The organism is Streptomyces capillispiralis (genome assembly GCF_007829875.1).
GTDB lineage: Bacteria > Actinomycetota > Actinomycetes > Streptomycetales > Streptomycetaceae > Streptomyces > Streptomyces capillispiralis.
Genome location: NZ_VIWV01000001.1, coordinates 583449 through 609961, shown reverse-complemented (window position 1 = coordinate 609961; position 26513 = coordinate 583449). Strand labels below are relative to the sequence as shown.

The following is a 26513-nucleotide window of genomic DNA, read 5'->3' as shown; positions in this document are numbered from 1 at the left end:
CTCTTCGCTGTTCAGGAGTGCCGGCTGCTGAGCAGGCCCGGCCGCCGGTACGCGAACATGTCGGCCTGAAGCCGGGCCTGCCCGGCAAGAAGGGCCGCCGCGAGCGAGTCAGCGTCGGTCGCGGCTGTCCTCCCGGCTGCTCCTGATCATTACGACGCTGGCTCCCACCGCCACCGCGGCGGCCAGAGCGGCCCAGACGAGGTGCCCGGGGACGGCGGCGGCGAGAGCGGTGACCCGCTGCTCCCATGCGTACTCGGTGTCCACGTCCAGTGGCGACGGGAGCGCGGACGTCCCGTCGAAGGCCAGGAAGACCGCGCCGAGCGTCATGAAGAGCAGGCCGCCGATCACGGAGGTGCTGTGGAGGTGCAGGGGGCCGAGCCGGAACCCTCGTCCTCGCAGCCAAGCGCGTCGGCCCAGTCGCCAGCGGTCCCCCGCAAGGGCGAGGACGAACAGGGGAGCGGCCATGCCCAGGGCGTAGACCACCAGGAGGGAGCCGCCGCGCAGTGGACTGCCGCCGAGCGCGGCGACGGTGAGGATGCTGCCCAGGATGGGGCCCGCGCAGAATCCCGCGAGCCCGTACACCGCTCCCAGGGCGACGGTGGAGGAGGTCGAGCCGCTGGGGGCGCCGGCTCGCTGCTGGAGGCGGCGGGAGCCGAAGCCGAGCCCGAGAAGGTGCAGCACGCCCAGGCAGATCATGGTCCATCCGCCGACGAGGACGAGTGTGTCCCGGTGGCCGATGAACAGGCGGCTCGCGAAGGCCTCCGCCGCCCCGAGGGGGACGGGGGGCAGGCACAGCCCCGCGTAGAAGGCGGCGGTGTGCCGCAGCAGCCGCGTCCTGCTGGTGAAAGAGCAGGCGAAGAAGGCGGGCAGGAGGAGGGCACTGCAGGGACTGAGCAGGGCAAGCAGCCCGCCGAGGAAGGCGAGAAGAAAGCCGGCGTCGGTCACTTCGCCTCCTTCCCGCTCCGGGTCAGGGCGTCACGTACGGCCCGGTCGAAGACTTCGGTGGGCTGCGCGCCGAGAATGGGGATGCCGTTCACGAGGAAGGCCGGGGTGCTGGTGACGCCCAGGACATACCCCTCTTCACGGTCACGTTCCACGGCCTGGCGCGCCTGGTCCGATTCCATGTCCTCGCGGAAGCGGTCGAGGTCCGCGACGCCGGCCGCTTCCGCGTGGGCGATGAGCTCGCTCCGGGAGAACTCGCCGGTGTCGCGCTCACGTGGTGCGGCATACAGGCGGTCGTGGAACTTCCAGAACGCTCCCTGCCGGCCGGCGGCCCAGGCGGCGCGTGCGGCGTCTTCGGACTCCCTGCCGAAGATGGGGAAGTTGCGCCACTCGATGCGCAGTGACCCCTTCTTGACGTGTGTGCGCAACGGTTCCTGCTGGGTCTCGCGGGCGAAGCGCCCGTGGGAGCGGGCCCGCCCGCGGGTCCCCGGCCCCCGGCACGACGAAGGGGCCGGAGCCTGGTGGCTCCGGCCCCGCGGTCGTGCGGTCAGGCCGCCGTCGGCTCCGACGCGTGGCCGTGCAGCCGGGCGAGGACCTCGGTCAGCTGCTCGGCGACCTCGCTGTCGTCGGCCGGGTGGGTCTCGGCGAAGCGGGTCACGGAGCCGGCGATGGACAGCTTGATGTCCTCGATCACCTTGCCGCCGGCGATGCCCACGGACTTGCGGGCGTCGTCGTGCGCCCAGACACCGCCGTACTGGCCGAAGGCCGTACCGATCACGACGACCGGCTTGCCGGTGAGGGCGCCCGCGCCGTAGGGGCGGGACAGCCAGTCGATGGCGTTCTTCAGGACGGCCGGCATCGTGCCGTTGTACTCGGGCGTGAAGAGCAGCAGGGCGTCGGCGCCGGCGGCGGCCTCGCGCAGCGCGGCGGCGGCGGCCGGGACGCCGCCCTCGACGTCGATGTCCTCGTTGTAGAAGGGGATCTCCGCCAGGCCCTCGTACAGCGCCACCTCGGCGCCCGCGGGAGCGAGCTTCACCGCGGCCTCGGCGAGCTGGCGGTTGTGCGAGCCCGCGCGGAGGCTTCCGACGAGGGCGAGGATACGAACAGACATGACGGGACTCCAGGGGGGCTGAAACATGATCTGAATAATCCGGACCGAGGTCCGTTTTCTGTTGTAGCACTTCAACCGGACCGCGGTCCAGTTTCTTCCCGATGCTTTACGCTGGCTTCATGTCCGCAGTTCCGCCACCCGCCCCGACACCCCAGGAGCCCGTCGAGCCCCAGGAGTTGCTGCAACTGGGCATCGACGCCGACGAGCCCTGCCTGCGCGCCGACGCCGCCCGCAACCGTGCCCGGCTGCTGGAGGCGGCCGCGCGGCTCGTCGCCGAGCGCGGAGCGGACGGCATCACCATGGAGGAGGTGGCGGCAGCGGCCCGCGTGGGCAAGGGGACGGTCTTCCGCCGCTTCGGCGACCGCACCGGACTGCTCACGGCGCTCCTGGACCACTCCGAGAAGAAGTTCCAGGCCGCCTTCCTCACCGGCCCCCCACCGCTCGGTCCCGGCGCTGCCCCCGCCGAGCGGCTGCGCGCCTTCGGCCTCGCCATGCTCCGCAGGACCGTCGACGAACTGGAGCTGCAGCTGGCCGCCGAACCGCAGGCCGGCCGCCGCTTCACCAGCCCGCCGCGCCGCGTGCTGCGCCACCACGTCACCCTGCTGCTGCGCGAGGCGGTCCCGGACGCGGACTGCGAACTCCTCGCCCACACGCTGATGGCCCAGCTCGACCCCGCCCTGATCCACCACCTGATCCGGCAGTGCGGCATGCCGCCGCAGCGCCTGGAAGCCGCCTGGACGGACCTGGTCGACCGGGTGACGTCCACCCGGTGACGGGCCCCTCGCCCACCCGCCGGCGGGCTCAACTCACCCGGCGGACGGCCCCGTTGCGGCTTCTGCAAGGATGCCGTACGTCATGGTGCAGATAACGAACCCGCCCGCGTCCGCGCCCACCGCACCGACGCGCTCCGTCCCCACGAGCGCCGACGTGGCCCGCCTGGCCGGCGTCTCGCGCGCGACCGTCTCCTACGTCCTGAACAACGCCGGCTCCGTCCGGATCAGCGAACCCACCCGGCGCCGCGTCCGCGAGGCCGCGCGGGAACTCGGGTACGTGCCGCACGCGGCGGCCCGCAGCCTGCGCGCCGGGCACAGCCGCATGGTCCTGATGCCCGCGCCGTCCTTCCCGGTGGGCCCGCTCTACAGCCAGTTCATCAACGACCTTCAGGGCTCCCTCGGCCGCCTCGACTACACGGTCGTGCAGTACGGCACCGTCGGCGTGCACGACGACGAGGCCGCCCGCGCCTGGGCCGAACTGCGGCCCGTGGCCGTCCTGGTCCCCGGCTCCGGACTCGGCCCCCAGGGGGTCGAGGTGCTCAAACGCTCCGGTGCCCGGGCCGTCGTCACCCTCGGGCCCGAGTCCGTCGAGGGCGCGCACGCGCTGCTCATGGACCACGACGTCGTCGGCCACAGCGCCGGCGCCCACCTCTTCGACCGGGGCCACCGCCGGATCGGCGTGATCGTCCCGAAGGAACCGGGCCTCGCGGCGTTCTCCGCGCCCCGCCTGGCCGGTGTGCGCGCCGCCCTGCGCGGCACGGACGCCACGGTCACCGAACTGCCCCTCGCGTACGACGAGGGGGCCGCCGCACGGCTCGCCGCCCGCTGGCGCGACCTCGGCCTCGACGCCGTGTTCACGTACAACGACGAGTACGCCATGCTGCTGATGCGGGCGCTGCAGGACGAGGGCGTCCGCATCCCCGACGAGACCGCCCTGATCGGCGCCGACAACCTGATGCTGGGCCGGCTGCTGCGGCCCCGGCTCACCACCGTCCACCTGGAACTGCCCTCCGGCCGCGAGCTGGCCGAACTGGTCGACCGCGCGGTGCGCGACCCGGCCGCCGCACCCGAGGCGCACAAGGTGCTGGGGGCATCGGTGGTGCGACGCGAGTCCGCCTGACATCGTGGGAGACGGTGGCTGGTCCACGACCAGGAGGGTGCCCGCCCGGCCGTCCGGGCGGGCGCGGGGACAGCCGGGCCGCCGCCCACCCCACGGTGGGCCGGGACCGATCGGAGAGCCGTCATGACGTTGCTCGACCGCACGACCCGCCGGCTCGCGGGACCCGAGTACACCGTCACCGAACCCGCCACCGGCGACGGACTCGGCACCGTCACCCTGGCCACCGCGGAGGACGTCGCCGCCGCCGCGGAGGCCGGCAGCGCCGCCCGGACTGCCTGGGCGGCGGCGCCGCACCACGTCAGGGCCGCGACGCTCCGCAGGGCCGGCGACCTGTTCGCCGGCCACACCGAGCTGCGCGAATGGCTGATCCGCGAGGCCGGCAGCATCCCCGGCAAGGCCGACTTCGAACTGCACGTCGCCGCCCAGGAGTGCTACGAGGCCGCGGCCCTCGCCTCCCGCCCGGGCGGACAGGTGCTGCCCACCGAGCAACCCCGGCTGTCGTACACCCGGCGCGTACCGGTCGGCGTGGTGGGCGTGATCGCCCCGTTCAACGCCCCGCTGGTCCTGTCCGTCCGCTCCGTCGCCCCGGCCCTGGCGCTCGGCAACGCCGTCGTCCTCAAACCCGACCCGCGCACCGCCGTCTGCGGCGGGCTGGGGCTCGCCGCCGTCTTCGAGGACGCGGGACTGCCCGAGGGGCTGCTGCACGTGCTGCCGGGCGGGGCGGAGGCCGGTCAGGCCCTGGTCGCCGACCCGCGCGTCCCGGTGATCTCCTTCACCGGTTCCACCGCCGCGGGCCGCGCCGTCGGGGAGAACGCGGGCCGCCACCTGAAGCGGGCGCACCTGGAACTGGGCGGCAACTCGGCCCTGATCGTGCTGGAGGACGCCGACCTCGACGCGGTGATCTCCACGGCCGCCTGGGGTTCGTTCTTCCACCAGGGGCAGATCTGCATGACGGCGGGACGGCACCTGGTCCACGCCTCGCTGTACGGGGAGTACGTCGACCGGCTGGCCGCGAAGGCGGACTCGCTCGCCGTCGGCGACCCGCACCGCGAGAAGGTCCACCTGGGCCCGCTCATCGACCACGGCCAGCTCGCCAAGGTGCACGGCCTGGTCGGGGCGAGCACCGCGCACGGCGCCAGGCTCGCCGCGGGCGGCACCCACGACCGGCTCTTCTACCGGCCCACGGTCCTCGCCGACGTGGACGACCTCACTCCGGCCTACACCGAGGAGGTCTTCGGCCCGGTGGCCCCCGTCCGCTCCTTCACGACCGTCGACGAGGCCGTCGCCCTGGCCTCCGCGAGCTCCTACGGACTGGCGCTCGGCGTCGTCACCCGGGACCCGGCCCGCGGCCTGGACCTCGCCGAACGCGTCCCCACGGGGATCGTGCACATCAACGACCAGACCGTGAACGACGAGGCCGTCGCCCCCTTCGGCGGGGTCGCCGCGTCCGGCACCGGCTCCCGCTTCGGTGGCGACGCCAACCTGGAGGCCTTCACCGACCTGCGCTGGACGACGGTGCGCGCGGACGTCGCGCGCCACCCGTTCTAACCGCTGCCCGTTCCATCCGCTGCCCCCTCCCCGAGCCCGTTCCGAGCCCGGTCCCGGGGGTCGGTCGGCGGAGCCTAGGCGCTCGGCGCCTCGCCCTGCTGCGCCTGCTGCTCGGCGATCTGCTTGCGGACCTCGTCCATGTCCAGCTTCCGGGCCTGCCCGATCACGTCCGTCAGCGCCGCCTCGGGCAGCGCGCCCGGCTGCGCGAACACGGCGACCTGGTCGCGCACGATCATCAGGGTGGGGATCGACTGGATACCGAAGGCCGCGGCCAGCTCCGGCTGCGCCTCGGTGTCCACCTTGCCGAACACCAGGTCGGGGTTCTCCTCCGCCGCCTTCTCGTAGACGGGCGCGAACTGACGGCACGGACCGCACCAGGCCGCCCAGAAGTCGATCAGGACGAACTCGTTGTCCGTGACCGTCTGGTCGAAGTTCTCCTTGGTGAGCTCCACAGTGCTGCTCATGACGTGTGTCCCTCTTCCTGGTGTGGGGGTCGAGCCGTCGGCACAACACGGCCGGCCGGTCACGTATTCCGCGCCCCTACCCATGTGGCCACAGCGCACACCACCCACCAGACTGACGCCATGACGGAAACGCAATCGACGCACATGGAATCCACCGCCTACGACGTCGTGGTGCTCGGCGCCGGGCCCGTGGGCGAGAACGTCGCCGACCGCACCCGCGCCGCCGGACTCACCACCGCCGTCGTGGAGGGCGAACTGGTGGGCGGCGAGTGCTCGTACTGGGCCTGCATGCCCAGCAAGGCCCTGCTGCGCCCGGTCATCGCCCGGGCCGACGCCCGCCGCGTCCCCGGACTGAGGCAGTCGGTCCAGGGCCCGCTGGACGCCGCCGCGGTCCTGGCCCACCGGGACGAGTACACCTCCCACTGGAAGGACGACGGCCAGGTCGGATGGCTGGAGGGCATCGGCGCCGACCTGTACCGCGGCCACGGACGGCTCACCGGCCCGCGCACCGTCACCGTCACCGGCTCCGACGGCGGCCGCCGGGTGCTGACCGCCCGGCACGCGGTCGCCGTCTGCACCGGCAGCCGCGCCCAGTTGCCCGACCTGCCCGGACTCGCCGAGGTCGAGCCGTGGACCAGCCGGGAGGCCACCAGCGCCCGGTCGGTGCCCGGCCGGCTCGTCGTGGTCGGCGGCGGTGTCGTCGCCACCGAGATGGCCTGCGCCTGGCAGGCGCTCGGCTCCCGGGTGACCGTCCTGGTGCGCGGCAAGGGCCTGCTGAACCGCATGGAGCCGTTCGCCGGCGAACTGGTCGCCGAGGCCCTCACCGAGGCCGGCGCGGACATCCGCACCGGCACCTCCGTGAAGTCGGTGACCCGGGAGAACGGCACCGTCCTCGTCGTCACCGACGGCGGTGACCGGATCGAGGCCGACGAGATCCTCTTCGCCACCGGCCGCGCCCCGCGCACCGACGACATCGGGCTGGAGACCATCGGCATCGAGCCCGGCGCGTGGCTCGGCGTGGACGACAGCCTCCGCGTCACCGGCCACGACTGGCTGTACGCCGTCGGCGACGTCAACCACCGTGCCCTGCTCACCCACCAGGGCAAGTACCAGGCCCGCATCGCGGGCGCCGCCATCGCCGCCCGGGCCGCGGGCGAGCCGGTGCGCGCGGAGGACTGGGGCGCCCACGCCGCCAGCGCCGACCACTCCGCCGTCCCGCAGGTCGTCTTCACCGACCCCGAGGTGGCCGCCGTCGGCCTGTCGCTGGCCGAGGCGGAACAGGAGGGCCACCGGGTCCGTGCCGTCGACGTCGACCTGTCCTCCGTCGCGGGCGCCGGCCTGTACGGCGACGGCTACAAGGGCCGCGCCCGCATGGTCGTCGACCTCGAGGACGAGATCCTGCGCGGCCTCACCCTCGTCGGCCCCGGCGTCGGAGAACTCATCCACTCGGCGACCATCGCCGTGGCCGCCCGGGTGCCGGTCGCCCGCCTGTGGCACGCGGTCCCGTCCTACCCGACGATCAGCGAGGTGTGGCTGCGCCTGCTGGAGGCGTACCGGGACGCCTGAGCCGACGCGCCCCCGGCGGGCGCTCCCGGCCCCCGCTCCGGAGATCGACGGCGGGGGCGACCGCGGGTGGCCCGGACGGCCGCCGGTGCGCGTGGATCAGCCGCCGGTGCGCGCGGATCGGAAGCCGGTGCGCGCGGATCGGCCGCCGGCGGCGGGGAACGGCGGCCACGGTGATACGGCCGGCGGCCGAGCGGACAGTCGGCGGCGGCGGGTACGGACCGCAGCCCGCGCGGACGGGCTGCCGCGGCGGTGCGGACGGGCGGCCGCGGCGGTGCGGACGGGCTGCCGCGGCGATGCGGCTACGGCAGGTCGAAGCCCAGCTCCCGGGCCGCCCGCTCCGGTGTCGGCTGCGACCAGCGCTCCGCCACCGCCTGGTGGGTGGACAGCGAGCGCGGTTCCGCGCGGTCGAGGTACAGCGTGCCGTCGAGGTGGTCCGTCTCGTGCTGCACGATCCGCGCGGGCCACCCGGTGAACACCTCGTCCAGCGCCCGCCCGTGCTCGTCCTGCCCGGTCAGCCGTACCTCGGCGGGCCGGGCCACCACCGCCTGATACCCCGGCACGCTCAGACACCCCTCGAAGAACGCCGCACGCCGGGCCCCGACCGGCTCGTACACCGGATTGACCAGCACCCGGAACGGCTGCGGCACCCGCCCGCGTGCCAGCCGCACCTCCTCGGGAACGGGCGCGGGATCCTCGATCACCGCGATCCGCAGGCCCACCCCGACCTGCGGCGCGGCCAGCCCGACACCCGGCGCCGCGCGCATGGTGACCCGCAGCGCCTCCACGAACCGGGCCAGCAGAGCGGGCTCCAGCTGACCGTCGTACGGCTCGGTGCCGCGGCGCAGCACCGGATCACCGGCCGCCACGAGGGGCAACGGGCCGTCCACGGCGAGCAGTTGCCCGACCCGCTCGGCCAAGGGCGCGCGATCGTTCGGAGTTCCCATCCCGTCAGGATCGCACGCCCCTCACATGTGTCACAGCTCACACACAAGTCATGGGAACCCGGCGCCCCGCCACCCCGACTACTGCACCACCACCCCGCCCGCCGAGACGTCCCCGGGAGAACCCCACCGATGACCACCGCTCCCTCGACCACCACGGACGAGGCACCCCGACCACCCGCCCCCGCACCGGCGAAGAGCGCCTGGGCCGCCCTGCGCCCCCTCGTCCTGCGCCTGCACTTCTACGCGGGCGTGCTGGTGGCGCCGTTCCTCCTCGTCGCCGCCCTCACCGGCCTGCTGTACGCGGCCTCCTTCCAGGCCGAGAAGATCGTCTACGACCATGAGCTGACCGTCCCCGTGGGCGAGCGCGAGCTGCCCGTCTCCGCGCAGGTGGCCGCCGCCCGCGAGGCCCACCCCGAGGGCACGGTCGCCGCCGTACGCCCGTCCCCCGAACCGGACGCCACCACCAGGGTGTTGCTGTCCGGCATACCGGGCGTGGACCCGGACCACACCCTGGCCGTGTTCGTCGACCCGTACACCGGGACGGTGCGCGGCGCGCTGGAACAGTACGGTTCCACGGGCGCGTTGCCCCTGCGCACCTGGATCGACGAGTTCCACCGCGATCTCCACCTGGGCGAACCGGGCCGTCTCTACAGCGAGTTCGCGGCGAGCTGGCTGTGGGCCGTCGCCGGCGGGGGACTGGTGCTGTGGTTTTCCCGGCGCCGTGCCCTGCGCAAGCTGCGCGGCACCGGCGGACGGCGCCGCATCTTGGCCCTGCACGGCGGGGTGGGCGCCTGGGCCGCCGCCGGTTTCATCTTCCTGTCGGCGACCGGTCTGACCTGGTCCACCTACGCCGGTGCGAACATCGGCGAACTGCGCACCGCCCTCGGCCAGGAGACCCCCTCGGTGTCGGCCGCGGCGGCCGGTGAGCACGCCGGCCACGACGCGGCCGGCGCGGCGGCCGGTGACGCCGCGCACGGGGTGGGCCTGGACAAGGTCCTCACGGCGGCGCGGGCCGAGGGCCTGGGCGACCCGGTGGAGATCGTGCCGCCGGCCGACGCGACGTCCGCCTACGTGGTGCGGCAGATCCAGCGCAGCTGGCCCGAGAAGCAGGACTCCGTCGCCGTCGACCCCGCCACCGGCGAGGTCACCGACGTCCTGCGGTTCGCCGACTATCCGGTGCTCGCCAAGCTCACCCGGTGGGGCATCGACCTGCACACCGGCAATCTGTTCGGCCTGGTGAACCAGATCGCGCTGATGGCCCTCGCCCTCGCCCTGATCCTGCTGATCCTGTGGGGCTACCGCATGTGGTGGCAGCGGGGCCGCGGCAGCGCCTTCGGCAAACCGATCCCCCGGGGGGCCTGGCAGCACGTACCGCCCCAGGTACTGGTGCCGCTGCTGGCGCTGATCGCCGTACTGGGCTACTTCGTCCCGCTGCTCGGCATTCCGCTGGCGGCGTTCCTCGCCGTCGACATCGTGCTGGGGGAGATCGCCCATCGCCGGGGCCGGCGGACGTACGCCAGCGGCACACCGGGCCGCTGACGCGCGCCCTCACGCGCGGTGCCCGGTTCCCGAGGGGGGAACCGGGCACCGGTCGAGCACGCCGACGGCCTGCTCATCGCCGCTCGACGGCCTACTCCTCGTCGAAGGTGCCGCCGAGCGCGGCGGCGAGCCGCAGGTGCGGCCGGGCCTCGTCGTCCCGCCCCTGCCGCTGGAGGGTGCGCCCGAGCATCAGCCGGGCGTAGTGCTCCACCGGGTCGCGCTCCACGATGACCCGCAACTCGGATTCCGCGCGGCGCAGTTGGGCCGAGTGGTAGTAGGCGCGCGCCAGCAGCAGCCGCGGTCCGGTCTGCTCCGGCACCTCCTCGACCAGTGGGCCCAGGACGCGCGCGGCGGCGGCGTAGTCCTTGGCGTCGAAGAACATCCCGGCGCGCTCCCAGCGCTCGGCCGGCGTTCCGTGGTCGTAGTACGTGATGTCCACTCGTGACCTCCTTCGACGCCGTCAACCCACCCGGGTAGTTCAATATTCCACTACCTCGCGGGACGAGGGCGGGGAGGGTGGGGGGCTGTCGGGCACCTGGAATGGATGCCTTTCTCAAGTGAGCTCCCCCCTGTCGTCCCGCAACTCCGGCCACCCGGAAGGGTGTTCTGGATCACACGCCGGGGAATGAGTCGCGGGCGTGGGAGGAACCGTATATACGGGCGCACGGCTGGGGCCCGGATGCGACGATGAGGGGCCATGACTGCTGGACGGGGTGCTCGCACGGGACGGGCCGCGGTGTTCGCGGCCGTCTGCGTCGTGCTCGCCGCCCTGGGACACGTCATGATGTCCGGCGACGACGTCCCCCTCTGGACGCTCGCGGCCGGCTGGGCCGTGACCGGCGTCGTGGGCTGGGGACTCGCGGGGCGTGAGCGCGGACCGGTGCCGGTCACCGCCGTCGCCGTCGCCGCCCAGACGGTCCTGCACTCGGTCTTCTCCCTGGCGAGCCCCGCCGTCCACCACCCCATGGACCCGGGCGCGATGCAGCACGGCCCGCACACCATGCCCATGGCGCCCGTGACGGGCGCCGGCACGGTGGGGCACCCGCAACACCCCTCCGGTGACTCCTCGGTCGGCATGCTCGCCGCCCATCTGCTGGCCGCGCTGCTGTGCGGTCTGTGGCTCGGGCACGGGGAGCGGGCCGTCTTCCGTCTGCTGCGGGCCGTCGGCGGCCGGCTGGCCGCTCCGGTCCGGCTGCTGTTCCTCACTCCGGTGCCGCCGCACCGCCCGGTCCTCCGCGTCCGCCGGCGCCACCGCTCCGACCGGGCGCCGCGGCTGCTCTGCCTCGTATACGCGATCACCTCCCGCGGTCCGCCCGCGGGGGCCGCTGCCGTCTGACGGCAGCCGGTGCACCCGGGCCGCCCCAGTGCGCCCCGGGTTCCGGCCGTGTGCCGGGACACCCTGCCTTCCGTCCCGTACCGCACCCGGCCGTCCCCCGCTCACCGGACCGCGCACGTCCGCGGCCTCCGGCTTCCTCCGTGAAGGACACCAGGTGATCAGCCCTGCCCTGCCCGCTTCCCCCGCAAGACCCGCCGACGACGCCGCGACCGCCTGGGCGCTGGCCGCGCGCGGCGGTGACGCCGACGCCGTCGACCACTTCGTCCGGGCCCTGCACCGCGACGTCATCCGCTATGTCGCCCACCTGGGCGCCGACCCCCAGGCCGTGGACGACCTGACCCAGGACACCTTCCTGCGGGCGCTCGGCAGCCTCCACCGGTTCGAAGGCCGTTCCTCGGCCCGCACCTGGCTGCTCGCCATCGCCCGCCGCGCGGTGGCCGACAGCCACCGGCGCACGGCCGTACGGCCCCGGACGGCCGACGTGCCCGACTGGCAGCTGACCGTGGAGCGGGCGCAGCCGCGCGGGCTGCCCGGCTTCGACGACGGGATCGCCCTCCTCGAACTGCTGGACCAGCTGCCGGACGAGCGGCGCGAGGCGTTCGTCCTCACACAGCTCCTCGGACTGCCGTACACGGAGGCGGCCGCCCTCGGCGACTGCCCGGTCGGCACGGTCCGCTCCCGCGTGGCCCGCGCGCGCACGGCGCTCGTCGCCCTCATCACCGAGGCCGAGCAGGTCGGCGGGGCCGCCGGACGACGGCGCCCGGCCCCCGGATCCCGGCACCGTCACCCGAATGGCGCCCCCGAGTGGACAGGCGGACGATGAAGTGATGGGGCCCGGCCCCCGCCGGTGCCGTTCACGGCAGACGGAGGCCGGCCCCGACCGTGGGGAGCGCGGTCGGAAGGGAAAGGGTCATGCTCGAGATCAAGACGCTGGACAAGCCGGACGAGAGGCGCGACTTCCCCAGGGGACACCTGGAAGCCGTCCACATGTCAGGGCTGGACTTCGCCGTGGCCACCTTCGAACCCGGGTGGCGCTGGACCGAGTCCGTCGGCCCCATCGCGGGAACGGAGAGCTGCCAGATCCACCACAACGGCTATGTCGTCCAGGGCCGTCTGCACATCCGCATGGACGACGGAGGGGAGAGCGAGGTCGGCCCCGGCGACGTCTTCGTGTGCTCGCCCGGCCATGACGCGTGGGTCGCCGGCGACGAACAGGTCGTGGTGTACGACTTCGCGGGCGCCATGGCGCAGAAGTACGCGAAGGCGGACTAGCGGAGCGCGGGGGAGGGGCGACGGCCGCCCGGAGTCGTACCGCCGACCCGCCCGACGAGCGGCGGCGGTACGGCTCGGCCCGGCCGGCGCACCGCCCACCGCATCCGTCACGCGGTCGCGGACACCGCCCTCACCGCCGGTGTGCGCAGGACACGCCGGGCGGTGGCCAGGCTCGTCCCGAGCGTGGCCACCGCGCCGATCGAGGCCACCACCGCCCATACCCCGGCCGTCTGCTGCGGCAGCACCGCGTCACCGCGGACCACGGTGAACGGCACGATCCCCGCCAGCGCCGCCAGAGTGCCGAACAGCAGCCCGGTGACGGTGAGGACCAGACTCTCGGCGCCCACCACGCCCAGCACCTGCCCGGGCGTCGCCCCGGCGAGGCGCTGCTGCCCGAACTCCCGCTCACGGTAGGCCGTCGCCGCGTACAGCGAGTTGACCAGCATCACGCACACGAACACCACGATGATGCCGACCACCGTGAAGTTCAGCGTCTCCAGGTTCTTCGCGTCGACCGACTTCACCAGGCCCGAGGCCGCGACGGCCTCGCTCTCCACCGCCTGCATGGTCAGCGTCGCCGTCGACACCGCCGTGAACAGGATCAGCGACATCAGGATCCCGGCGAGCCGCCCGGAGCGCTGCCGCAGGTTCCGCACCGCCAGCCAGCCGCTCGCCCCGCCCGGCGCCAGCCGGCCGAGCACGCCCTTCAGCAGCCGCGGCGCCCTCAGCGCCAGCCCCACCGACAGCAGGATCGCCCCGTACGCGGGCGGCGCCATCAGCGCGGCGTCCGTCGCCGAGAACGCGAAGGTGGAGCACACGGCGGCGGCACCGGCCAGCAGCGCCGCGTACGCGAGGAACGCCCGCGCCCTGCCCCGCCGTTGCTCCCCCCGCGCCGCCCGGCGCAGCGCGAGGAACGCCGCGCCCGCCGCCGCGAGCAGGGTGATGCCGACCCCGGACGTCAGCGCGATGATCCCGAAGGAGTGGCCGACCGACCGGGCGACCTGCCCGCTGTCCTGGAACACCTCCAGCAGCAGCCGCCCGCCGAGCACCGCCGGGAGGACCGCCAGCGCCGCGCCCGCCAGGGCCACCACCGCCGCCTCACCCACGACCATCCGCTTCAGCTGCGCCGGGGTCGCCCCCGAGCAGCGCAGCAACTCCAGTTCGGCCGCCCGCTGCCGCACGTTCACCGTCAGCGTGGAGGCGACGGCGAAGAACACCAGCAGCGTGCCGTACCCGCCGACCACACCGGCCGCCGTGTGGAGCGTCTCGGAGCTGACCGGGTCCACGCCCGGCCGGCCGGCGGTGTCGTGCATCGAGTGGAAGGCCATGATGATCGCCGCGCCCAGGAAGGCGGACAGCAGCGTCGCGAGGAACCGTCCGGGCCGCTGCCGGACCGACCGCAGAGCCAGTACCAGCACGGCTCACACCCCCGCCGTCATGTCGTCGCCCAGGTGCGCCAGCCGCTCGGCCACCGCGTCCGCCGTCGGCGCGTCCAGCCGGCCCGCGAGCCGGCCGTCCGCGAGGAATAGCACACTGTCGGCGTAGGAGGCGGCGACCGGATCGTGCGTCACCATTACCACGGTCCGCCCGTGCACCCGCACCGACCGCTGCAGCAGCGCCAGCACCTCCCGCGCGCTGCGGAGGTCCAGGGCACCGGTCGGCTCGTCCGCGAAGACCACCCGGGGCTCGGTGACCAGCGCCCGCGCGATCGCCACCCGCTGCCGCTGACCACCCGACAGCCGGCCGGGCCGGTGCCCGAGCCGGTCGCCCAGACCGACGGCGGCCAGGACCTCCCGGACCCGCCCGCGGTCCACGCGCCGGCCCGCCAGCTTCAGCGGCAGCACCGTGTTCTGCTCGACGGTCAGCGTCTCCAGCAGGTTGTACTGCTGGAACACGAACCCGATCCGCCCCCGCCGGAACCTCGTCAGCTCCGCCTCACCGCCGCCGGTCAGCTCGGTCCCGTCGACCCGCACGATCCCGCTGTCCGGCCGGTCCAGACCCGCCGCGCACTGCAGCAGCGTCGACTTGCCCGAGCCCGACGGTCCCATCACCGCGGTGAACGTCCCCCGCGCCAGCCCCAGCGTCACCCCGTCCAGGGCGGTCACGGCGCCGTCCCCGGTGCCGTACGACTTGGTGACCTTCACCAGCCGCAGGGCCTCGGGGGCGGGCCCCGGGTCGTGGCCGCGTCGTGCCCCGTTGCGCACCATGGTCATGTCCTCCGTCCGGCACCCCCTGTGCCACGGGGAAGACGCTACGGAGCGGGCGGCGCCGCCACACGGGGCGCAGAACCCGTTTCCGGGGGTGTACCCACCGACACCCCCGGAGGGGGACTCAGCCGACCAGGACGACCTCCAGCGTGCGCGGTCCGTGCACGCCCTCCACCCGGTCCAGCTCGATGTCGCTGGTCGCCGACGGGCCGGAGATCCAGGTCAGCGGACGGGCCGCGTCGAGGCGTTCGAGCGCCTGGGGGACGGAGGAGACGACCTGGTCCGGGACCCGGACCACACAGATGTGGTGGTCGGGGACCAGGGTGATGCGGCGCCGGCCCTGGTCGGGGGAGCCGTCCAGCACGATCGTGCCCGTCTCCGCGACGGCGACCGCGCACGCGGTCACCACGCTGTCGAGCCGGTCCAGTTCGGCCGGGGTGCTCTCCGCCCGGTCCGCCACCCGGGTCACCCCGGCCGCCGCGAGCCAGCCCTCGTCCAGGCCGGGCGGCACCAGCACTGTCGACGCGCCGCGCGCCGCGAGCAGCCCGGCGAGCAGTCCCGGCAGCCCGTCGGCGTCGGTGCGGTGCACCACCGCCCGGTAGTCGGCCAGGTTCTCCGCGAGGAGGTCCACCGTCTGCTCGACGGTGCGCCCACCGTGCTCGCGCAGGTAGTCACGGACGACCGCCCGCTCGTACGGGGTGTCGTCCTCCGGGACGTCGGCGAGGGCGCGCCGCACCCGGCCCAGGATCCGTTCCCTGCTGCTCACCGGGCACCGCCCTTTCCGTTCCGTGTCCGCTGCCACCAGTCCCGGAACGGCTCCGCCGGCACCGGCGGCAGGTCCCGGGTCCCGCTCCACGCCCGGCCGGGGCCCGGCAGGGTGCGCGGATGGACGCGCCGGGTGCGCGAGGCGAGGCGCTGGCCGGCCCGCAGCACGCCCGGGCGGGTGAACGCCCAGCGCGCGGCGCGCATCGCGGCCCGCTCCGCGGCGTGGCCCTTGGCGGGTTGCAGCACCACCTTGTTGCCCGCCCGCGTCACCTGACCGCCCTCCACCACCCGCTCCCGCAGGTGCACCAGCACCTCGGGAATGTCGATGGCGACCGGGCAGACCTCGTAGCAGGCGCCGCACAGCGAGGAGGCGTACGGCAGGGAGGCGTCGATCTCGCTGCCGATGCCCCGCAGTTGGGGGCTGAGGATGGCGCCGATCGGGCCCGGGTAGACCGAGCCGTAGGCGTGGCCGCCGGCCCGCTCGTACACCGGGCACACGTTGAGGCAGGCCGAGCAGCGGATGCAGCGCAGCGCCTGCCGGCCCACCTCGTCGGCGAGGGTGTCGGTGCGGCCGTTGTCCAGCAGGACCAGGTGGAAGGTCCGAGGGCCGTCCCCGTCGGTGGTGCCGGTCCACGTGGAGGTGTACGGGTTCATCCGCTCGGCGGTCGAGGAGCGGGGCAGGGTCTGCAGGAACACCTCCAGGTCCTGCCAGGTCGGCACGATCTTCTCGATGCCGACGACGGAGATCAGCGTCTCGGGCAGGGTCAGGCACATCCGCCCGTTGCCCTCCGACTCGACCACCACCAGGGTGCCGGTCTCGGCCACCATGAAGTTGGCGCCGGAGATGCCGACCTTGGCGCGCAGGAACTTCTCCCGCAGGTGCAGCCGCGCCGCCTCGGCGAGTTCGGCGGGGGTGTCCGTCAGCCCGTCCGGGGCGGGGCGGCCCCACTCGCCCATCTCCCGGGCGAAGATCTCCCGGATCTCCCCGCGGTTGCGGTGGATCGCCGGGACGAGGATGTGCGAGGGCCGGTCCTTGCCCAACTGCACGATCAGTTCGGCCAGATCGGTCTCGTAGGCGCGGATGCCCTCCTCCTCCAGCGCCTCGTTGAGCCCGATCTCCTGCGTGGCCATCGACTTGACCTTGACGACCTCCGACTCGCCGGTCTCCTTGACCAGCCGGGTCACGATCCGGTTGGCCTCGTCGGCGTCGGCGGCCCAGTGCACGGTGCCGCCCGCCGCCGTCACCGACTCCTCCAACCGCACGAGGTAGTGGTCGAGATGACGCAGCGTGTGGTCCTTGATCCGCTTGCCGGCCTCCCGCAGCTCCGCCCAGTCGGCCAGCTCCGCGACGGCGTTCGCCCGCTTGGCCCGGATGGTGTGCGTGGCGTGCCGCAGGTTGCCGCGCAGGGTGGTGTCGCGCACGGCGTCCCGGGCGGCCGCCGGGAACGCCGGCATGCCCACGAACGTTCCGCTCATACGGCCGGTTCCTCCTCCGTGCTCGCCAGGATCTCCGCGATGTGCACCGGCCGCATGCCGGTCCGCAGCCTGGTCATCGTCCCGCCGATGTGCATCAGGCACGAGTTGTCCGCCGCGCACAGCACCTCGGCGCCGGTCGACTCGGCGTTGCGCACCTTGTCGGTGCCCATCGCCGCCGAGACGTCGGCGTTCTTCAGGGCGAAGGTGCCGCCGAAGCCGCAGCACTCCTCGGCGCCCGGCAGCTCGGCCAGCTCCAGCCCCTTCACCGCCCGCAGCAGCCGCAGCGGCCGCTCGCCCAGGCCCAGTCCGCGCAGCCCGTGACAGGTCGGGTGATAGGTCACCTTGTGCGGGTAGTACGCCCCGACGTCCGTCACCCCCAGCACGTCCACCAGGAACTCCGTGAGTTCGTACGTCTTGGGCACCACCGGCGCCAGCGTCGCCGCCAGGGTGTCCCCGCGGCCCTCCGCCCGGGCCCGCTCACCCATCCGCGGGTACAGCTCCCGCACCATCGCCCCGCACGAACCGGACGGGGTCACGATCGCCTCGTACTCCCCGAAGACTTCGGAGAAGTGCCGGGCGAGCGGCTCGGCCTCGTGCCGGTAGCCCGTGTTGTAGTGCGCCTGACCGCAACAGGTCTGCGCCATCGGGAAGTCGACCTCGACGCCCAGCCTGGTCAGCAGTTTCACCACCGCGCGGCCGGTGTCCGGATAGAGCGTGTCGTTGACACAGGTGAGGAACAGAGCGACACGCATCGCGGCTCCTTGCACATCGATCATCGGTCGTATGAACAGTAGTCCGGGGAGTGGGGCCCGGGGAGACCCCGTCAGTCCCGGGCGAGGCGGGCCTGGGCCGCCTGCCACCGCCGCGTCCCGCCGCGCGGTTCGTACCTGGTCAGCGGCTGCGTACGGACCAGCAGCCGCCGCATTCCGGCGAGGTCACCGAGCCGTCCGTGCGCCCGGGCCTGCACCAGCACGTTGCCCAGCGCCGCCGCCTCCGTCGGGCCGGCCACCACCGGCAGCCCGCAGGCGTCCGCGGTCAGCTGGCACAGCAGGGCGTTGCGGGTGCCGCCGCCCACGATGTGCACGACGTCGGCCGGCTGCCCGGCGAGCCGCTGCGCCTCCTCGACGGCCCTGCGGTGGGCCAGGGCGAGCGAGTCGAGGATGCAGCGCGTGACCTCGGCGGGGGAGACCGGCACCGGCTGCCCCGAGGCCCGGCAGGCGTCGGCGATCCGCTCCGGCATCCGCCCCGGCGCGAGGAACGACGCGTCCCCGGCGTCCACCACCGACCGCAGCGCCGGCACCTCGGCCGCCTCGCGGAGCAGGGCGCCCAGATCCGGTCCGCCCCACGCCCGCAGGCACTCCTGGAGCAGCCACAGGCCCATGATGTTGCGCAGGTAGCGGACCGTGCCGTCCAGCCCCAGCTCGTTGGTGAAGTTGGCGGCCCGGCTCTCCTCGGAGAGCACCGGTGCGTCCAGCTCCAGCCCGGCCAGCGACCAGGTGCCGGTGCAGATGTAGGCGAACCGCTCACCGTCGGCGGGCACCGCGGCGACCGCGGAGGCGGTGTCGTGCGACCCGACCGCCGTCACCGGCACCGGCCCGGACAGCCCGGTCTCCTCCAGCACCTCGGGCCGCAGCACCCCGGCCGGGTCCCCGGGCCGACGCAGCGGCGCGAACAGAGCGAGGTCGATGCCCAGCCGCCGCGCCACCCCGTGCGCCCAGTCCCGCGTGCGCGGGTCGACGAGCTGGGTGGTCGAGGCGTTGGTCAGCTCCGTGCCCTGCTCACCGGTGAGCCAGTACGTCAGCAGGTCCGGGATCAGCAACAGCCGCTCCGCCCGCGCCAGCTGGGCCGTGCCCTGGGCCGCAGCCAGCTGGTACAGGGTGTTGAACGGGGCGTACTGCAGCCCCGTGGCGGCGTACAGCTCCTCGGCGGGGACGGTCGCCCACACCTTCTCCGCGATCCCCTCGGTACGGCCGTCGCGGTAGTGCACGGGGTTGCCGAGCAGCGCCCCGTCCGCGTCCAGCAGCCCGTAGTCCACGGCCCAGCTGTCGATGCCGACCGAGTCGACCTGCCCTGCCCGCCTCAGCCCGTCCAGCACACCGGCGTACAGCCCCAGCACGTCCCAGCGCAGCCCTTCGGGCACGCGCACCGGCCGGTTGGGGAAGCGGTGGGCCTCGGTCAGCTCCAGGCTGTCGGGGCCGACGCGGCCGACCATGACGCGCCCGCTGGACGCGCCGAGGTCGACCGCGGCGTAGGACTGCACGGCGCTCATCGCAGGAACGCGGCGGCGACGCCGGCGTCGACCGGGACGTGCAGTCCGGTGGTGTGGGTGAGGTCGCCGCCGGTCAGCGCGAACACGGCGTTCGCCACGTGCTCGGGCAGCACCTCGCGCTTGAGCAGCGTCCGCTGGGCGTAGAACTCGCCCAGCTTCTCCTCCGGCACCCCGTACACGGCCGCGCGCTTGGCGCCCCAGCCGCCCGCGAAGATCCCGGAGCCGCGCACCACGCCGTCCGGGTTGACGCCGTTGACGCGGATGCCGTGCTCGCCCAGCTCGGCGGCGAGGAGGCGCACCTGGTGCGCCTGGTCGGCCTTGGTGGCCGAGTAGGCGATGTTGTTCGGGCCGGCGAACACCGCGTTCTTCGACGCGATGTAGACGATGTCCCCGCCCAGCTCCTGCGCGGTCATCACCCGGGCCGCCTCCCGCGAGACGAGGAAGGAACCGCGGGCCATGATGTCGTGCTGGAGGTCCCAGTCCTTCGCGGACGTCTCCAGGAGCGGCTTGGAGATCGAGATGCCGGCGTTGTTCACCACCAGGTCCACGCCGCCGAAGGCGAGCACGGCGGCCTTGAAGGCGTCCGCGATCTGCTCCTCCGACGTCACGTCGACGGTCACCGCGACGGCCTTGTCGGGCCCGCCCAGCTCCTCGGCGACCTGCGCGGCGTTCTCCCCGTTCAGGTCGGCCACCACGACACAGGCGCCCTCGGCCACCAGCCGCTGGGCGATCGCCCTGCCGATCCCGCTGCCCGCGCCGGTCACCAGCGCCACCCGGGTGGCGAGCGGCTTGGGCTTCGGCATCCGCTGGAGCTTGGCCTCCTCCAGCGCCCAGTACTCGATGCGGAACTTCTCCGACTCCTCGATCGGCGCGTACGTGGACACCGCCTCCGCCCCGCGCATCACGTTGATCGCGTTGAGGTAGAACTCGCCGGCCACCCGCGCGGTCTGCTTGTCCTTGCCGAAGCTGAACATGCCCACGCCCGGCACCAGCACGATCGCCGGGTCGGCACCGCGCATCGCGGGGGAGTCCGGCTCCGCGTGCCGCGCGTAGTAGGCGGCGTACTCCTCGCGGTAGGCCGCGTGCAGCTCCTTCAGCCGGGCGACCGCCTCGTCCAGCGGGGCGGCCGGCGGCAGGTCGAGGACCAGCGGGCGGACCTTGGTGCGCAGGAAGTGGTCCGGGCAGGAGGTGCCGAGCGCGGCCAGCCGCGGGTGCTCGGCCCGGGCCAGGAAGTCCAGTACGGCGTCGGAGTCGTCGAAGTGCCCGACCTGCGGCCGGTCCAGCGAGGCGACGGCCCGCACGTACGGCGCCAGGGCGGCGGCCCGCTCCCGGCGCTCGTCCTCGGACAGCGCCTGGTAGCCGTCGATCACCGGCCCGAAGGGCTCCGGCCGGCCGCGCTCGGCGAGGAACCGCTCGGCGGTGCGGATGATGTGCAGCGAGTTGCGCTCGCACTCCTCGGAGGTGTCGCCCCACGCGGTGATGCCGTGCCCGCCGAGCACACAGCCGATGGCCTGCGGGTTGGCCTCCTTCACGGCGGCGATGTCCAGGCCCAGCTGGAAGCCGGGCCGCCGCCACGGCACCCACACCACGGTGTCGCCGAAGCACTCGGCGGTGAGCTTCTCCCCGTCGGCCGCGCAGGCGAGCGCGATCCCGGAGTCGGGGTGGAGGTGGTCGACGTGCGCGGCGTCGACCAGGCCGTGCATCGCGGTGTCGATCGAGGGGGCGGCGCCGCCCTTGCCGTGCAGGCAGTAGTCGAACGCGGCGACCATCTCGTCCTCGCGCTCGACGCCCGGGTACACGCCGGTCAGCGCCCGCAGCCGGTCCAGCCGCAGCGCGGCCAGCCCCGCCCCGGTCAGCGTCCCGAGGTCGCCACCGGAGCCCTTGACCCACATCAGTTCCACGTCACCCCCGGTGACGGGGTCGGTCCCGGTGCCCTTGGCGGAGGTGTTGCCGCCGGCGTAGTTGGTGTTGCGGGGGTCGGCGCCGAGCCGGTGCGATCGAGCGAGCAGAGCGGCGGCTTCGGGATGGGTGGCCATGAACGTCCAGTCCTTACGTGAGAGAGAGTGAGTGCATATCCCTGGGGGCGCGGGGCCATGTCGAATGTGCGGCTACCGCCGCGCGGGCGCGACCAGCCACAACCGGCCCGCGGCCCGTGACGAACGGAAACCCGGCAGACGCCTACGCGCCCCACCCCGCCTGCTCCCCACCGACCCGCTCGGCGACGATCTTCTCCGCCCACCCGGACCGCCGGTAGGCGACAAGCGGCTCGGGGTCCAGCCCCATCTCCTCCCGCACCTCGCGCAGCAGCGGACGCACGTCCGTGTTGTACGCGTCCATCAGCACGGCGTTCGCCTCGAGGACGTCCCCGGCGGCCTGCGCCGCGGCCAGCGCCGCCCCGTCGACCAGCAGCGCCTTCGCCGTGGCCTCCTGGACGTTCATGACAGAACGGATGATCGCCGGGATCTTCGCCTCGATGTTGTGGCACTGGTCGAGCATGAACGCCACGCCGGGAGTGAACCCGCCGCCGCGGATCACCTCGTACATGATCCGGAACAGCTGGAACGGGTCGGCGGCACCGACCATCAGGTCGTCGTCCGCGTAGAACCGCGAGTTGAAGTCGAACCCACCGAGCTTCCCCTCGCGCAGCAGCGTCGCCACGATGAACTCGATGTTGGTCCCCGGGGCGTGGTGACCGGTGTCGACGACCACCTGCGCCTTCTCGCCCAGCTTCAGGCAGTGCGCGTAGGCGGTGCCCCAGTCCGGCACGTCCGTCGTGTAGAACGCCGGCTCGAAGAACTTGTACTCCAGCAGCATCCGCTGGTCGTCCCCGAGCCGCTCGTACACCTCGGCGAGCCCTTCGGCGAGCCGGTCCTGCCGCGCCCGGATGTCGTCCTGCCCGGGGTAGTTCGTCCCGTCGGCGAACCACAGCTTGAGGTCCTTGGAACCGGTGGCGTCCATGATGTCGACGCACTCCAGCAGGTGGTCGACGGCTTTCCGGCGCACGGCGGCGTCCGGGTGGCAGATGCTGCCCAGCCGGTAGTCGTCGTCCTGGAAGGTGTTGGAGTTGATCGCGCCGAGCCGCACGCCCCGGTCCTCGGCGTGCTGGGCCAGGGCCGCGTAGTCGGTGACCTTGTCCCACGGGATGTGCAGCGCCACGGTCGGCGCGACCCCCGTGAACGCGTGCACCTGGGCCGCGTCGTCCAGCTTCTCCTGCGGAGTGCGGGGGACGCCCTGCTGCGCGAACACCTTGAACCGGGTCCCGGAGTTCCCGTACGCCCACGACGGCGTCTCGACGGCCTGGGTCTTGAGAGCGGCCTTCGCCGCGGCGAGCTCGGTCACGTGGGGGCTCCTGTGACATCGGGTCGTATCGACCACAGAGTGAAACGATTCAGGACGGGAAGCTATGGCGCCCCCGAAGGGGTGTCAACCCCTTGAGCCAAGACCGTCCTCCGTGACCAGCGTGTGACCTGAAGCTGTCGAAAGTTTTTCGACCGGCACCCATTGACGTGACATGCGTCCCGCGCCTAACGTCCCGGCAACCCAGTTGAAACCTTTCACGACGTCGCGAGGGCAGCCCCCCGACGTCGTCGAGGAGCCCTCATGACCCACCCGTCCGACACGGGTCCGTCCCCGGTCCTCGCGCTGAGGGACATCTCCAAGTCCTTCGGCGCGGTCCGCGCACTGCGGGACGTCTCCCTGGAGCTGTTCCCCGGGGAGGTGCACGCCCTCGCCGGCGAGAACGGAGCCGGCAAGTCGACCCTCATCAAGACGCTGGCCGGAGTGCACCGGCCGGACGCCGGCCAGGTGCTGCTCGACGGCGCGCCCGTGGTCTTCCACGGCCCCGGCGACGCCCGCGACGCCGGCATCGCCGTGATCTACCAGGAGCCCACGCTCTTCCCCGACCTGTCGATCGCCGAGAACATCTTCATGGGCCGGCAGCCCCGGCGCGGCCTCGGCCGCATCGACCACAAGGCGGTGCACGCCGCGACCGCGGCCCTGATGCGGCGGCTCGGCGTCGAACTCGACCCGGACCGTCCGGCCCGCGGCCTGTCCATCGCCGACCAGCAGATCGTGGAGATCGCCAAGGCGCTCTCCTTCGACGCCCGCGTCCTGATCATGGACGAGCCGACCGCCGCGCTCACCGGCAGCGAGGTCGCCCGCCTCTTCGGCGTCGTGCGCACCCTGCGCGAGCAGGGCGCCGCCGTGCTGTTCATCTCCCACCGGCTGGAGGAGATCTTCGAGATCTGCCAGAAGGTCACCACCCTGCGCGACGGCGCCTGGATCGCCAGCGAGCCGCTCGCCGGCATGACCGAGGACGACCTGGTGCGCCGCATGGTCGGCCGCGACCTGGAAGAGCTCTACCCCAAGCAGGACGTGACCCCGGGCGAGGTCGCCCTGAGCGTGCGCCGGCTGACCCGCGAGGGCGTCTTCACCGACGTCTCCTTCGACGTGCGGCGCGGCGAGATCGTCGGACTGGCCGGACTGGTCGGCGCCGGCCGCACCGAGGTGGCCCGCGCCGTGTTCGGCATCGACCGCTGGGACGCGGGCGAGGTCGAGGTCGACGGACGCGGCCTCACCAACGGCGCCCCGTCCACCGCCATGGCGGCGGGCCTCGCCCTGGTCCCCGAGGACCGGCGCGCCCAGGGCCTGGTGATGGACATGTCCATCGAGCGCAACATCGGCCTCACCGGACTCCGTACCACCGTCAGGGCCGGTCTGATGGACCGCGGCGCCGAGCGCAGCCGCTCCCTCGACTGGGCGGTCAAGCTCCAGGTGAAGTACGCCCGGATCGCCGACACCGTGAACACCCTGTCCGGCGGCAACCAGCAGAAGGTCGTCCTCGCCAAGTGGCTCGCCACCGGGCCGAAGGTGCTGATCGTGGACGAACCCACGCGCGGCATCGACGTCGGCACCAAGGCCGAGGTGCACCGGCTGCTGTCCCAGCTGGCCGCCGACGGCGTGGCCGTCCTGATGATCTCCTCCGACCTGCCCGAGATCCTCGGCATGGCCGACCGCGTGCTGGTGATGCACGAGGGCCGGCTCACCGCCGAGATCTCCCGTACCGACGCCACCGAGGAAACCGTGATGGCCGCAGCAACGGGGAGGGCCGCCGCATGACGGTCGCCGCTCCCGAAGAAGCTCCCGTCGCCGAGGCGCCGAAGGCCGGCGCCACCCGGCTGGTCGACCGCGTCTTCAAGATGCGCGAACTCGCCATCCTGGTCGTCTTCCTGGTGATGATCGCCGTCACCCAGGCGGGCAACAGCGAGTTCCTGTCCGAGCAGGGCATCAAGGACCTGCTGCTGAACGCGACCATCCTGGTCCTGGTCGCCACCGGCCAGTCCCTTGTCGTCATCACCCGCAACGTCGACCTGTCCGTCGGCTCGACCCTCGGCATCAGCGCCTTCGCCGCCGGCACCTACCTCCAGGGCGGCGGCAACGCGGTCGTCGCCATCGCCCTGGCCGTCCTGCTCGGCATCGCCTTCGGACTGCTCAACGGCCTGCTCGTCAGCCCCGGCCAGGTGCCCGCCCTCGTGGTCACCCTCGGCACGCTCTACATCATCCGCGGCATCGACTCCATCTGGGTCGGCTCCCGCCAGATCACCGCGGCCGACCTGCCCGGCGGATTCGTAGACTTCGGCTCCGGCGGCATCTCCGCGGTGCCGTACCTGGCGCTCATCGCCCTCGCGGTGCTCGTGGCCACGGCGTACTACCTCAAGCACTTCGGCAGCGGCCGCGAGCTGTACGCGCTCGGCTCCAACCCGGAGGCGGCCCGCCTCGCCGGCATCCCCGTGCGCAAGCGGATCCTCGCCGCGTACACCTTCTGCGGCGCCCTCGCCGGTCTCGCCGGCGCCCTGTACCTGGCCCGGTTCGGCAACGTCGACTCCGGCACCGGCAACGGCTACGAACTCACCGTCGTCAGCGCGGTCGTGGTCGGCGGCGTGGTCTTCACCGGCGGCTCCGGCAGCGTCTACGGCGCGGCCCTCGGCGCGCTGCTGCTGACCTCCATCAACAGCGTGCTGCCCGCCCTCGGCGTCAGCTCCGTGTGGGTGCTCGCGATCAACGGCATCCTGCTCATCCTCGCCATCGCGGTCGACCGGATCGTCGCGCTGCGGGTGGCCTCCGCCCTGAAGAAGAGGAACGCCCGCCATGCCTGAGTCCCTCACGCGCGCGAGCCGCTGGTCCGCCTCGTTGAGGTGGGACACAGCCGTCGGCGCCCTGCTCGTCGTGGTCCTGCTGCTGTCCTTCACCACCGTCGACGGCTTCGGCAACGCGCTCAACCTGTCGTTCCTCATCGGCAACACCCTGCCGATCGCGCTGATCGCGCTGCCCATGACGCTGCTGGTGGTCTCCGGCGAGATCGACCTGTCCGTGGCCTCCACGGCCGGCCTGTCCGGCGCGGTGATGGGCGCCCTGTGGAACCAGGGCATGACCATCGAGGCGATCATCCCGATCTGCCTGCTGCTCGGCGTGGTCTGCGGCCTGATCAACGGCCTGCTGGTGACCCGGCTCGGACTGCCGTCCCTCGCCGTCACCATCGGCACCCTCGCCGCCTACCGGGGCATCGCGCAGATCGTGCTCGGCTCCGACGCGGTGACCGACTTCCCCGTCCAGTACCTGGACTTCGCGGCCGGACGCATCGGCGACACGTTCGTCCCGTACGCGCTCCTGCCCTTCCTGGTGCTGCTCGCCATCGCCGTCGTCGCCCTGCACGCCACCCCGTTCGGGCGGTCGCTGTTCGCGATCGGCGCCAGCGAGGAGGCCGCCCGGTTCGCCGGCATCCGCGTCAAGCGGCAGAAGCTGATCCTGTTCACCGTGACCGGCCTGATGGCCTCCCTCACCGGTGTCTTCTGGGCCCTGCACTACGCCAGCGCCCGCTACGACAACGCCACCGGCCTGGAACTGTCCGTCGTCGCGGCCGTCCTGCTCGGCGGCATCGACTTCGACGGCGGCAAGGGCACCCTCGGCGGCGCCGTCGCCGGTGTCTTCCTGCTCGGCGCGCTGCAGAACGTGATGAGCCTCCAGGACGTCTCCGCGCAGTCGCAGATCGTCGTCACCGGTGTGCTGCTGGTGCTGTCCGTGCTGGGGCCCCGCGTCGTCCGGCAGATCGCCGTCGCCCGGGCCGGACGGCGGGCAGCCGCGGCCCCACCGGGCACCAAGGCCCCCACTCCCACCCCCTGAAC

At 73.4% G+C, this 26513-nt stretch carries 24 protein-coding genes and 1 pseudogene; 11 read left to right on the top strand and 14 right to left on the bottom strand.

All coding sequences use genetic code 11. From position 1 onward, the window contains the following. Positions 1-108: 108 nt before the first annotated feature. From FHX78_RS02110 to FHX78_RS02100, 3 genes and pseudogenes are all read right to left on the bottom strand, one after another. Complete coding sequence (locus FHX78_RS02110; protein ID WP_145865758.1) at positions 109-945, bottom strand: cytochrome c biogenesis CcdA family protein; 837 nt, start codon at positions 943-945, stop codon at positions 109-111. Continuing rightward, a pseudogene (locus FHX78_RS02105) lies at positions 942-1403 on the bottom strand (DsbA family protein); the annotation flags it as partial. The pseudogene FHX78_RS02105 and the gene FHX78_RS02110, both read right to left, overlap by 4 nt. Positions 1404-1489: 86 nt before the next feature. Next, complete coding sequence (locus FHX78_RS02100; RefSeq protein WP_145865757.1) at positions 1490-2053, bottom strand: NAD(P)H-dependent oxidoreductase; 564 nt, start codon at positions 2051-2053, stop codon at positions 1490-1492. Positions 2054-2172: 119 nt separating this feature from the next. On the opposite strand from FHX78_RS02100, the gene FHX78_RS02095 reads away from it, so the two are divergent. From FHX78_RS02095 to FHX78_RS02085, 3 genes are all read left to right on the top strand, one after another. Next, entirely contained in the window at positions 2173-2826 is a 654-nt protein-coding gene (locus FHX78_RS02095; protein ID WP_145865756.1) for a TetR/AcrR family transcriptional regulator, read from the top strand. An 82-nt stretch (positions 2827-2908) separates the two neighbouring features. After that, positions 2909-3946 (top strand): LacI family DNA-binding transcriptional regulator, encoded by a 1038-nt coding sequence (locus FHX78_RS02090; protein ID WP_145865755.1) that lies wholly within the window; start codon positions 2909-2911, stop codon positions 3944-3946. A gap of 123 nt (positions 3947-4069) precedes the next feature. After that, a complete protein-coding gene (locus FHX78_RS02085) occupies positions 4070-5494 on the top strand; it encodes an aldehyde dehydrogenase family protein (RefSeq protein ID WP_145865754.1) in 1425 nt (474 codons plus the stop codon). Positions 5495-5568: 74 nt separating this feature from the next. Here FHX78_RS02085 and trxA read toward each other — a convergent pair whose 3' ends face one another. Continuing rightward, on the bottom strand, positions 5569-5958 hold the full coding sequence (gene trxA, locus FHX78_RS02080) for a thioredoxin (protein WP_145865753.1): 390 nt from the start codon (positions 5956-5958) through the stop codon (positions 5569-5571). Between the two features lie 120 nt (positions 5959-6078). On the opposite strand from trxA, the gene FHX78_RS02075 reads away from it, so the two are divergent. Further along, a complete protein-coding gene (locus FHX78_RS02075) occupies positions 6079-7524 on the top strand; it encodes a dihydrolipoyl dehydrogenase family protein (RefSeq protein WP_145865752.1) in 1446 nt (481 codons plus the stop codon). A 299-nt stretch (positions 7525-7823) separates the two neighbouring features. Here FHX78_RS02075 and FHX78_RS02070 read toward each other — a convergent pair whose 3' ends face one another. Further along, entirely contained in the window at positions 7824-8468 is a 645-nt protein-coding gene (locus FHX78_RS02070) for a peptide deformylase (protein ID WP_145865751.1), read from the bottom strand. Between the two features lie 129 nt (positions 8469-8597). On the opposite strand from FHX78_RS02070, the gene FHX78_RS02065 reads away from it, so the two are divergent. Beyond that, positions 8598-10007, top strand: a complete 1410-nt coding sequence (locus tag FHX78_RS02065) for a PepSY-associated TM helix domain-containing protein (RefSeq protein WP_145865750.1) — start codon at positions 8598-8600, stop codon at positions 10005-10007. Positions 10008-10098: 91 nt separating this feature from the next. On the opposite strand, the gene FHX78_RS02060 is transcribed toward FHX78_RS02065, so the two are convergent. Then, positions 10099-10446 (bottom strand): tetratricopeptide repeat protein, encoded by a 348-nt coding sequence (locus FHX78_RS02060; protein WP_145865749.1) that lies wholly within the window; start codon positions 10444-10446, stop codon positions 10099-10101. A gap of 258 nt (positions 10447-10704) precedes the next feature. On the opposite strand from FHX78_RS02060, the gene FHX78_RS02055 reads away from it, so the two are divergent. The 3 genes from FHX78_RS02055 to FHX78_RS02045 all read left to right on the top strand — a co-directional run bounded on the left by FHX78_RS02055 (position 10705) and on the right by FHX78_RS02045 (position 12615). Continuing rightward, positions 10705-11343 carry a hypothetical protein gene (locus tag FHX78_RS02055; RefSeq protein WP_145865748.1) on the top strand — a complete coding sequence of 213 codons (639 nt, stop codon included), beginning with the start codon at positions 10705-10707 and terminating at the stop codon, positions 11341-11343. A gap of 154 nt (positions 11344-11497) precedes the next feature. Then, positions 11498-12166: a sigma-70 family RNA polymerase sigma factor gene (locus FHX78_RS02050; RefSeq protein WP_145865747.1), complete on the top strand. Its 669-nt coding sequence runs from the start codon at positions 11498-11500 to the stop codon at positions 12164-12166. A gap of 89 nt (positions 12167-12255) precedes the next feature. Next, a complete protein-coding gene (locus FHX78_RS02045; protein WP_145865746.1) occupies positions 12256-12615 on the top strand; it encodes a cupin domain-containing protein in 360 nt (119 codons plus the stop codon). A 107-nt stretch (positions 12616-12722) separates the two neighbouring features. Here FHX78_RS02045 and FHX78_RS02040 read toward each other — a convergent pair whose 3' ends face one another. The 8 genes from FHX78_RS02040 to rhaI form a co-directional block, all read right to left on the bottom strand. Next, complete coding sequence (locus FHX78_RS02040) at positions 12723-14033, bottom strand: FtsX-like permease family protein (protein ID WP_145865745.1); 1311 nt, start codon at positions 14031-14033, stop codon at positions 12723-12725. Positions 14034-14036: 3 nt separating this feature from the next. Further along, positions 14037-14822: an ABC transporter ATP-binding protein gene (locus FHX78_RS02035; RefSeq protein WP_189908585.1), complete on the bottom strand. Its 786-nt coding sequence runs from the start codon at positions 14820-14822 to the stop codon at positions 14037-14039. Between the two features lie 124 nt (positions 14823-14946). Next, positions 14947-15588: a LutC/YkgG family protein gene (locus tag FHX78_RS02030; RefSeq protein ID WP_145865743.1), complete on the bottom strand. Its 642-nt coding sequence runs from the start codon at positions 15586-15588 to the stop codon at positions 14947-14949. Continuing rightward, on the bottom strand, positions 15585-17063 hold the full coding sequence (locus FHX78_RS02025; RefSeq protein WP_145865742.1) for a LutB/LldF family L-lactate oxidation iron-sulfur protein: 1479 nt from the start codon (positions 17061-17063) through the stop codon (positions 15585-15587). The genes FHX78_RS02030 and FHX78_RS02025 overlap by 4 nt, the downstream gene beginning before the upstream one ends. Beyond that, on the bottom strand, positions 17060-17815 hold the full coding sequence (locus FHX78_RS02020) for a (Fe-S)-binding protein (protein ID WP_145865741.1): 756 nt from the start codon (positions 17813-17815) through the stop codon (positions 17060-17062). Before FHX78_RS02020 ends, FHX78_RS02025 begins: the two co-directional genes overlap by 4 nt. 71 nt (positions 17816-17886) lie before the next feature. After that, positions 17887-19332 (bottom strand): rhamnulokinase, encoded by a 1446-nt coding sequence (locus FHX78_RS02015; protein ID WP_145865740.1) that lies wholly within the window; start codon positions 19330-19332, stop codon positions 17887-17889. Beyond that, positions 19329-21368 (bottom strand): bifunctional aldolase/short-chain dehydrogenase, encoded by a 2040-nt coding sequence (locus FHX78_RS02010; RefSeq protein ID WP_145865739.1) that lies wholly within the window; start codon positions 21366-21368, stop codon positions 19329-19331. Before FHX78_RS02010 ends, FHX78_RS02015 begins: the two co-directional genes overlap by 4 nt. A 142-nt stretch (positions 21369-21510) precedes the next feature. Beyond that, a complete protein-coding gene (gene rhaI, locus FHX78_RS02000) occupies positions 21511-22671 on the bottom strand; it encodes an L-rhamnose isomerase (RefSeq protein WP_145865737.1) in 1161 nt (386 codons plus the stop codon). Between the two features lie 261 nt (positions 22672-22932). Here rhaI and FHX78_RS01995 point away from each other — a divergent pair, with 261 nt between their 5' ends. Genes FHX78_RS01995 through FHX78_RS01985 form a run of 3 tightly spaced genes read left to right on the top strand, consistent with a single transcriptional unit; the run spans position 22933 to position 26511 of the window. Then, positions 22933-24450 (top strand): sugar ABC transporter ATP-binding protein, encoded by a 1518-nt coding sequence (locus FHX78_RS01995; RefSeq protein ID WP_145865736.1) that lies wholly within the window; start codon positions 22933-22935, stop codon positions 24448-24450. Further along, positions 24447-25487: an ABC transporter permease gene (locus FHX78_RS01990; protein ID WP_145865735.1), complete on the top strand. Its 1041-nt coding sequence runs from the start codon at positions 24447-24449 to the stop codon at positions 25485-25487. The genes FHX78_RS01995 and FHX78_RS01990 overlap by 4 nt, the downstream gene beginning before the upstream one ends. Then, positions 25480-26511: an ABC transporter permease gene (locus FHX78_RS01985; RefSeq protein ID WP_145865734.1), complete on the top strand. Its 1032-nt coding sequence runs from the start codon at positions 25480-25482 to the stop codon at positions 26509-26511. Before FHX78_RS01990 ends, FHX78_RS01985 begins: the two co-directional genes overlap by 8 nt. Positions 26512-26513 lie beyond the last annotated feature (2 nt).

Coding starts and splice junctions, on each gene's coding strand:
- FHX78_RS02100 (WP_145865757.1), bottom strand. CDS start 2,053: ATGTCTGTTCGTATCCTCGCCCTCGTCGGAAGCCTCCGCGCGGGCTCG.
- FHX78_RS02095 (WP_145865756.1), top strand. CDS start 2,173: ATGTCCGCAGTTCCGCCACCCGCCCCGACACCCCAGGAGCCCGTCGAG.
- FHX78_RS02090 (WP_145865755.1), top strand. CDS start 2,909: ATGGTGCAGATAACGAACCCGCCCGCGTCCGCGCCCACCGCACCGACG.
- FHX78_RS02085 (WP_145865754.1), top strand. CDS start 4,070: ATGACGTTGCTCGACCGCACGACCCGCCGGCTCGCGGGACCCGAGTAC.
- trxA (WP_145865753.1), bottom strand. CDS start 5,958: ATGAGCAGCACTGTGGAGCTCACCAAGGAGAACTTCGACCAGACGGTC.
- FHX78_RS02075 (WP_145865752.1), top strand. CDS start 6,079: ATGACGGAAACGCAATCGACGCACATGGAATCCACCGCCTACGACGTC.
- FHX78_RS02070 (WP_145865751.1), bottom strand. CDS start 8,468: ATGGGAACTCCGAACGATCGCGCGCCCTTGGCCGAGCGGGTCGGGCAA.
- FHX78_RS02065 (WP_145865750.1), top strand. CDS start 8,598: ATGACCACCGCTCCCTCGACCACCACGGACGAGGCACCCCGACCACCC.
- FHX78_RS02055 (WP_145865748.1), top strand. CDS start 10,705: ATGACTGCTGGACGGGGTGCTCGCACGGGACGGGCCGCGGTGTTCGCG.
- FHX78_RS02045 (WP_145865746.1), top strand. CDS start 12,256: ATGCTCGAGATCAAGACGCTGGACAAGCCGGACGAGAGGCGCGACTTC.
- FHX78_RS02035 (WP_189908585.1), bottom strand. CDS start 14,822: ATGGTGCGCAACGGGGCACGACGCGGCCACGACCCGGGGCCCGCCCCC.
- FHX78_RS02025 (WP_145865742.1), bottom strand. CDS start 17,063: ATGAGCGGAACGTTCGTGGGCATGCCGGCGTTCCCGGCGGCCGCCCGG.
- FHX78_RS02020 (WP_145865741.1), bottom strand. CDS start 17,815: ATGCGTGTCGCTCTGTTCCTCACCTGTGTCAACGACACGCTCTATCCG.
- FHX78_RS02015 (WP_145865740.1), bottom strand. CDS start 19,332: ATGAGCGCCGTGCAGTCCTACGCCGCGGTCGACCTCGGCGCGTCCAGC.
- FHX78_RS02010 (WP_145865739.1), bottom strand. CDS start 21,368: ATGGCCACCCATCCCGAAGCCGCCGCTCTGCTCGCTCGATCGCACCGG.
- FHX78_RS01995 (WP_145865736.1), top strand. CDS start 22,933: ATGACCCACCCGTCCGACACGGGTCCGTCCCCGGTCCTCGCGCTGAGG.
- FHX78_RS01990 (WP_145865735.1), top strand. CDS start 24,447: ATGACGGTCGCCGCTCCCGAAGAAGCTCCCGTCGCCGAGGCGCCGAAG.
- FHX78_RS01985 (WP_145865734.1), top strand. CDS start 25,480: ATGCCTGAGTCCCTCACGCGCGCGAGCCGCTGGTCCGCCTCGTTGAGG.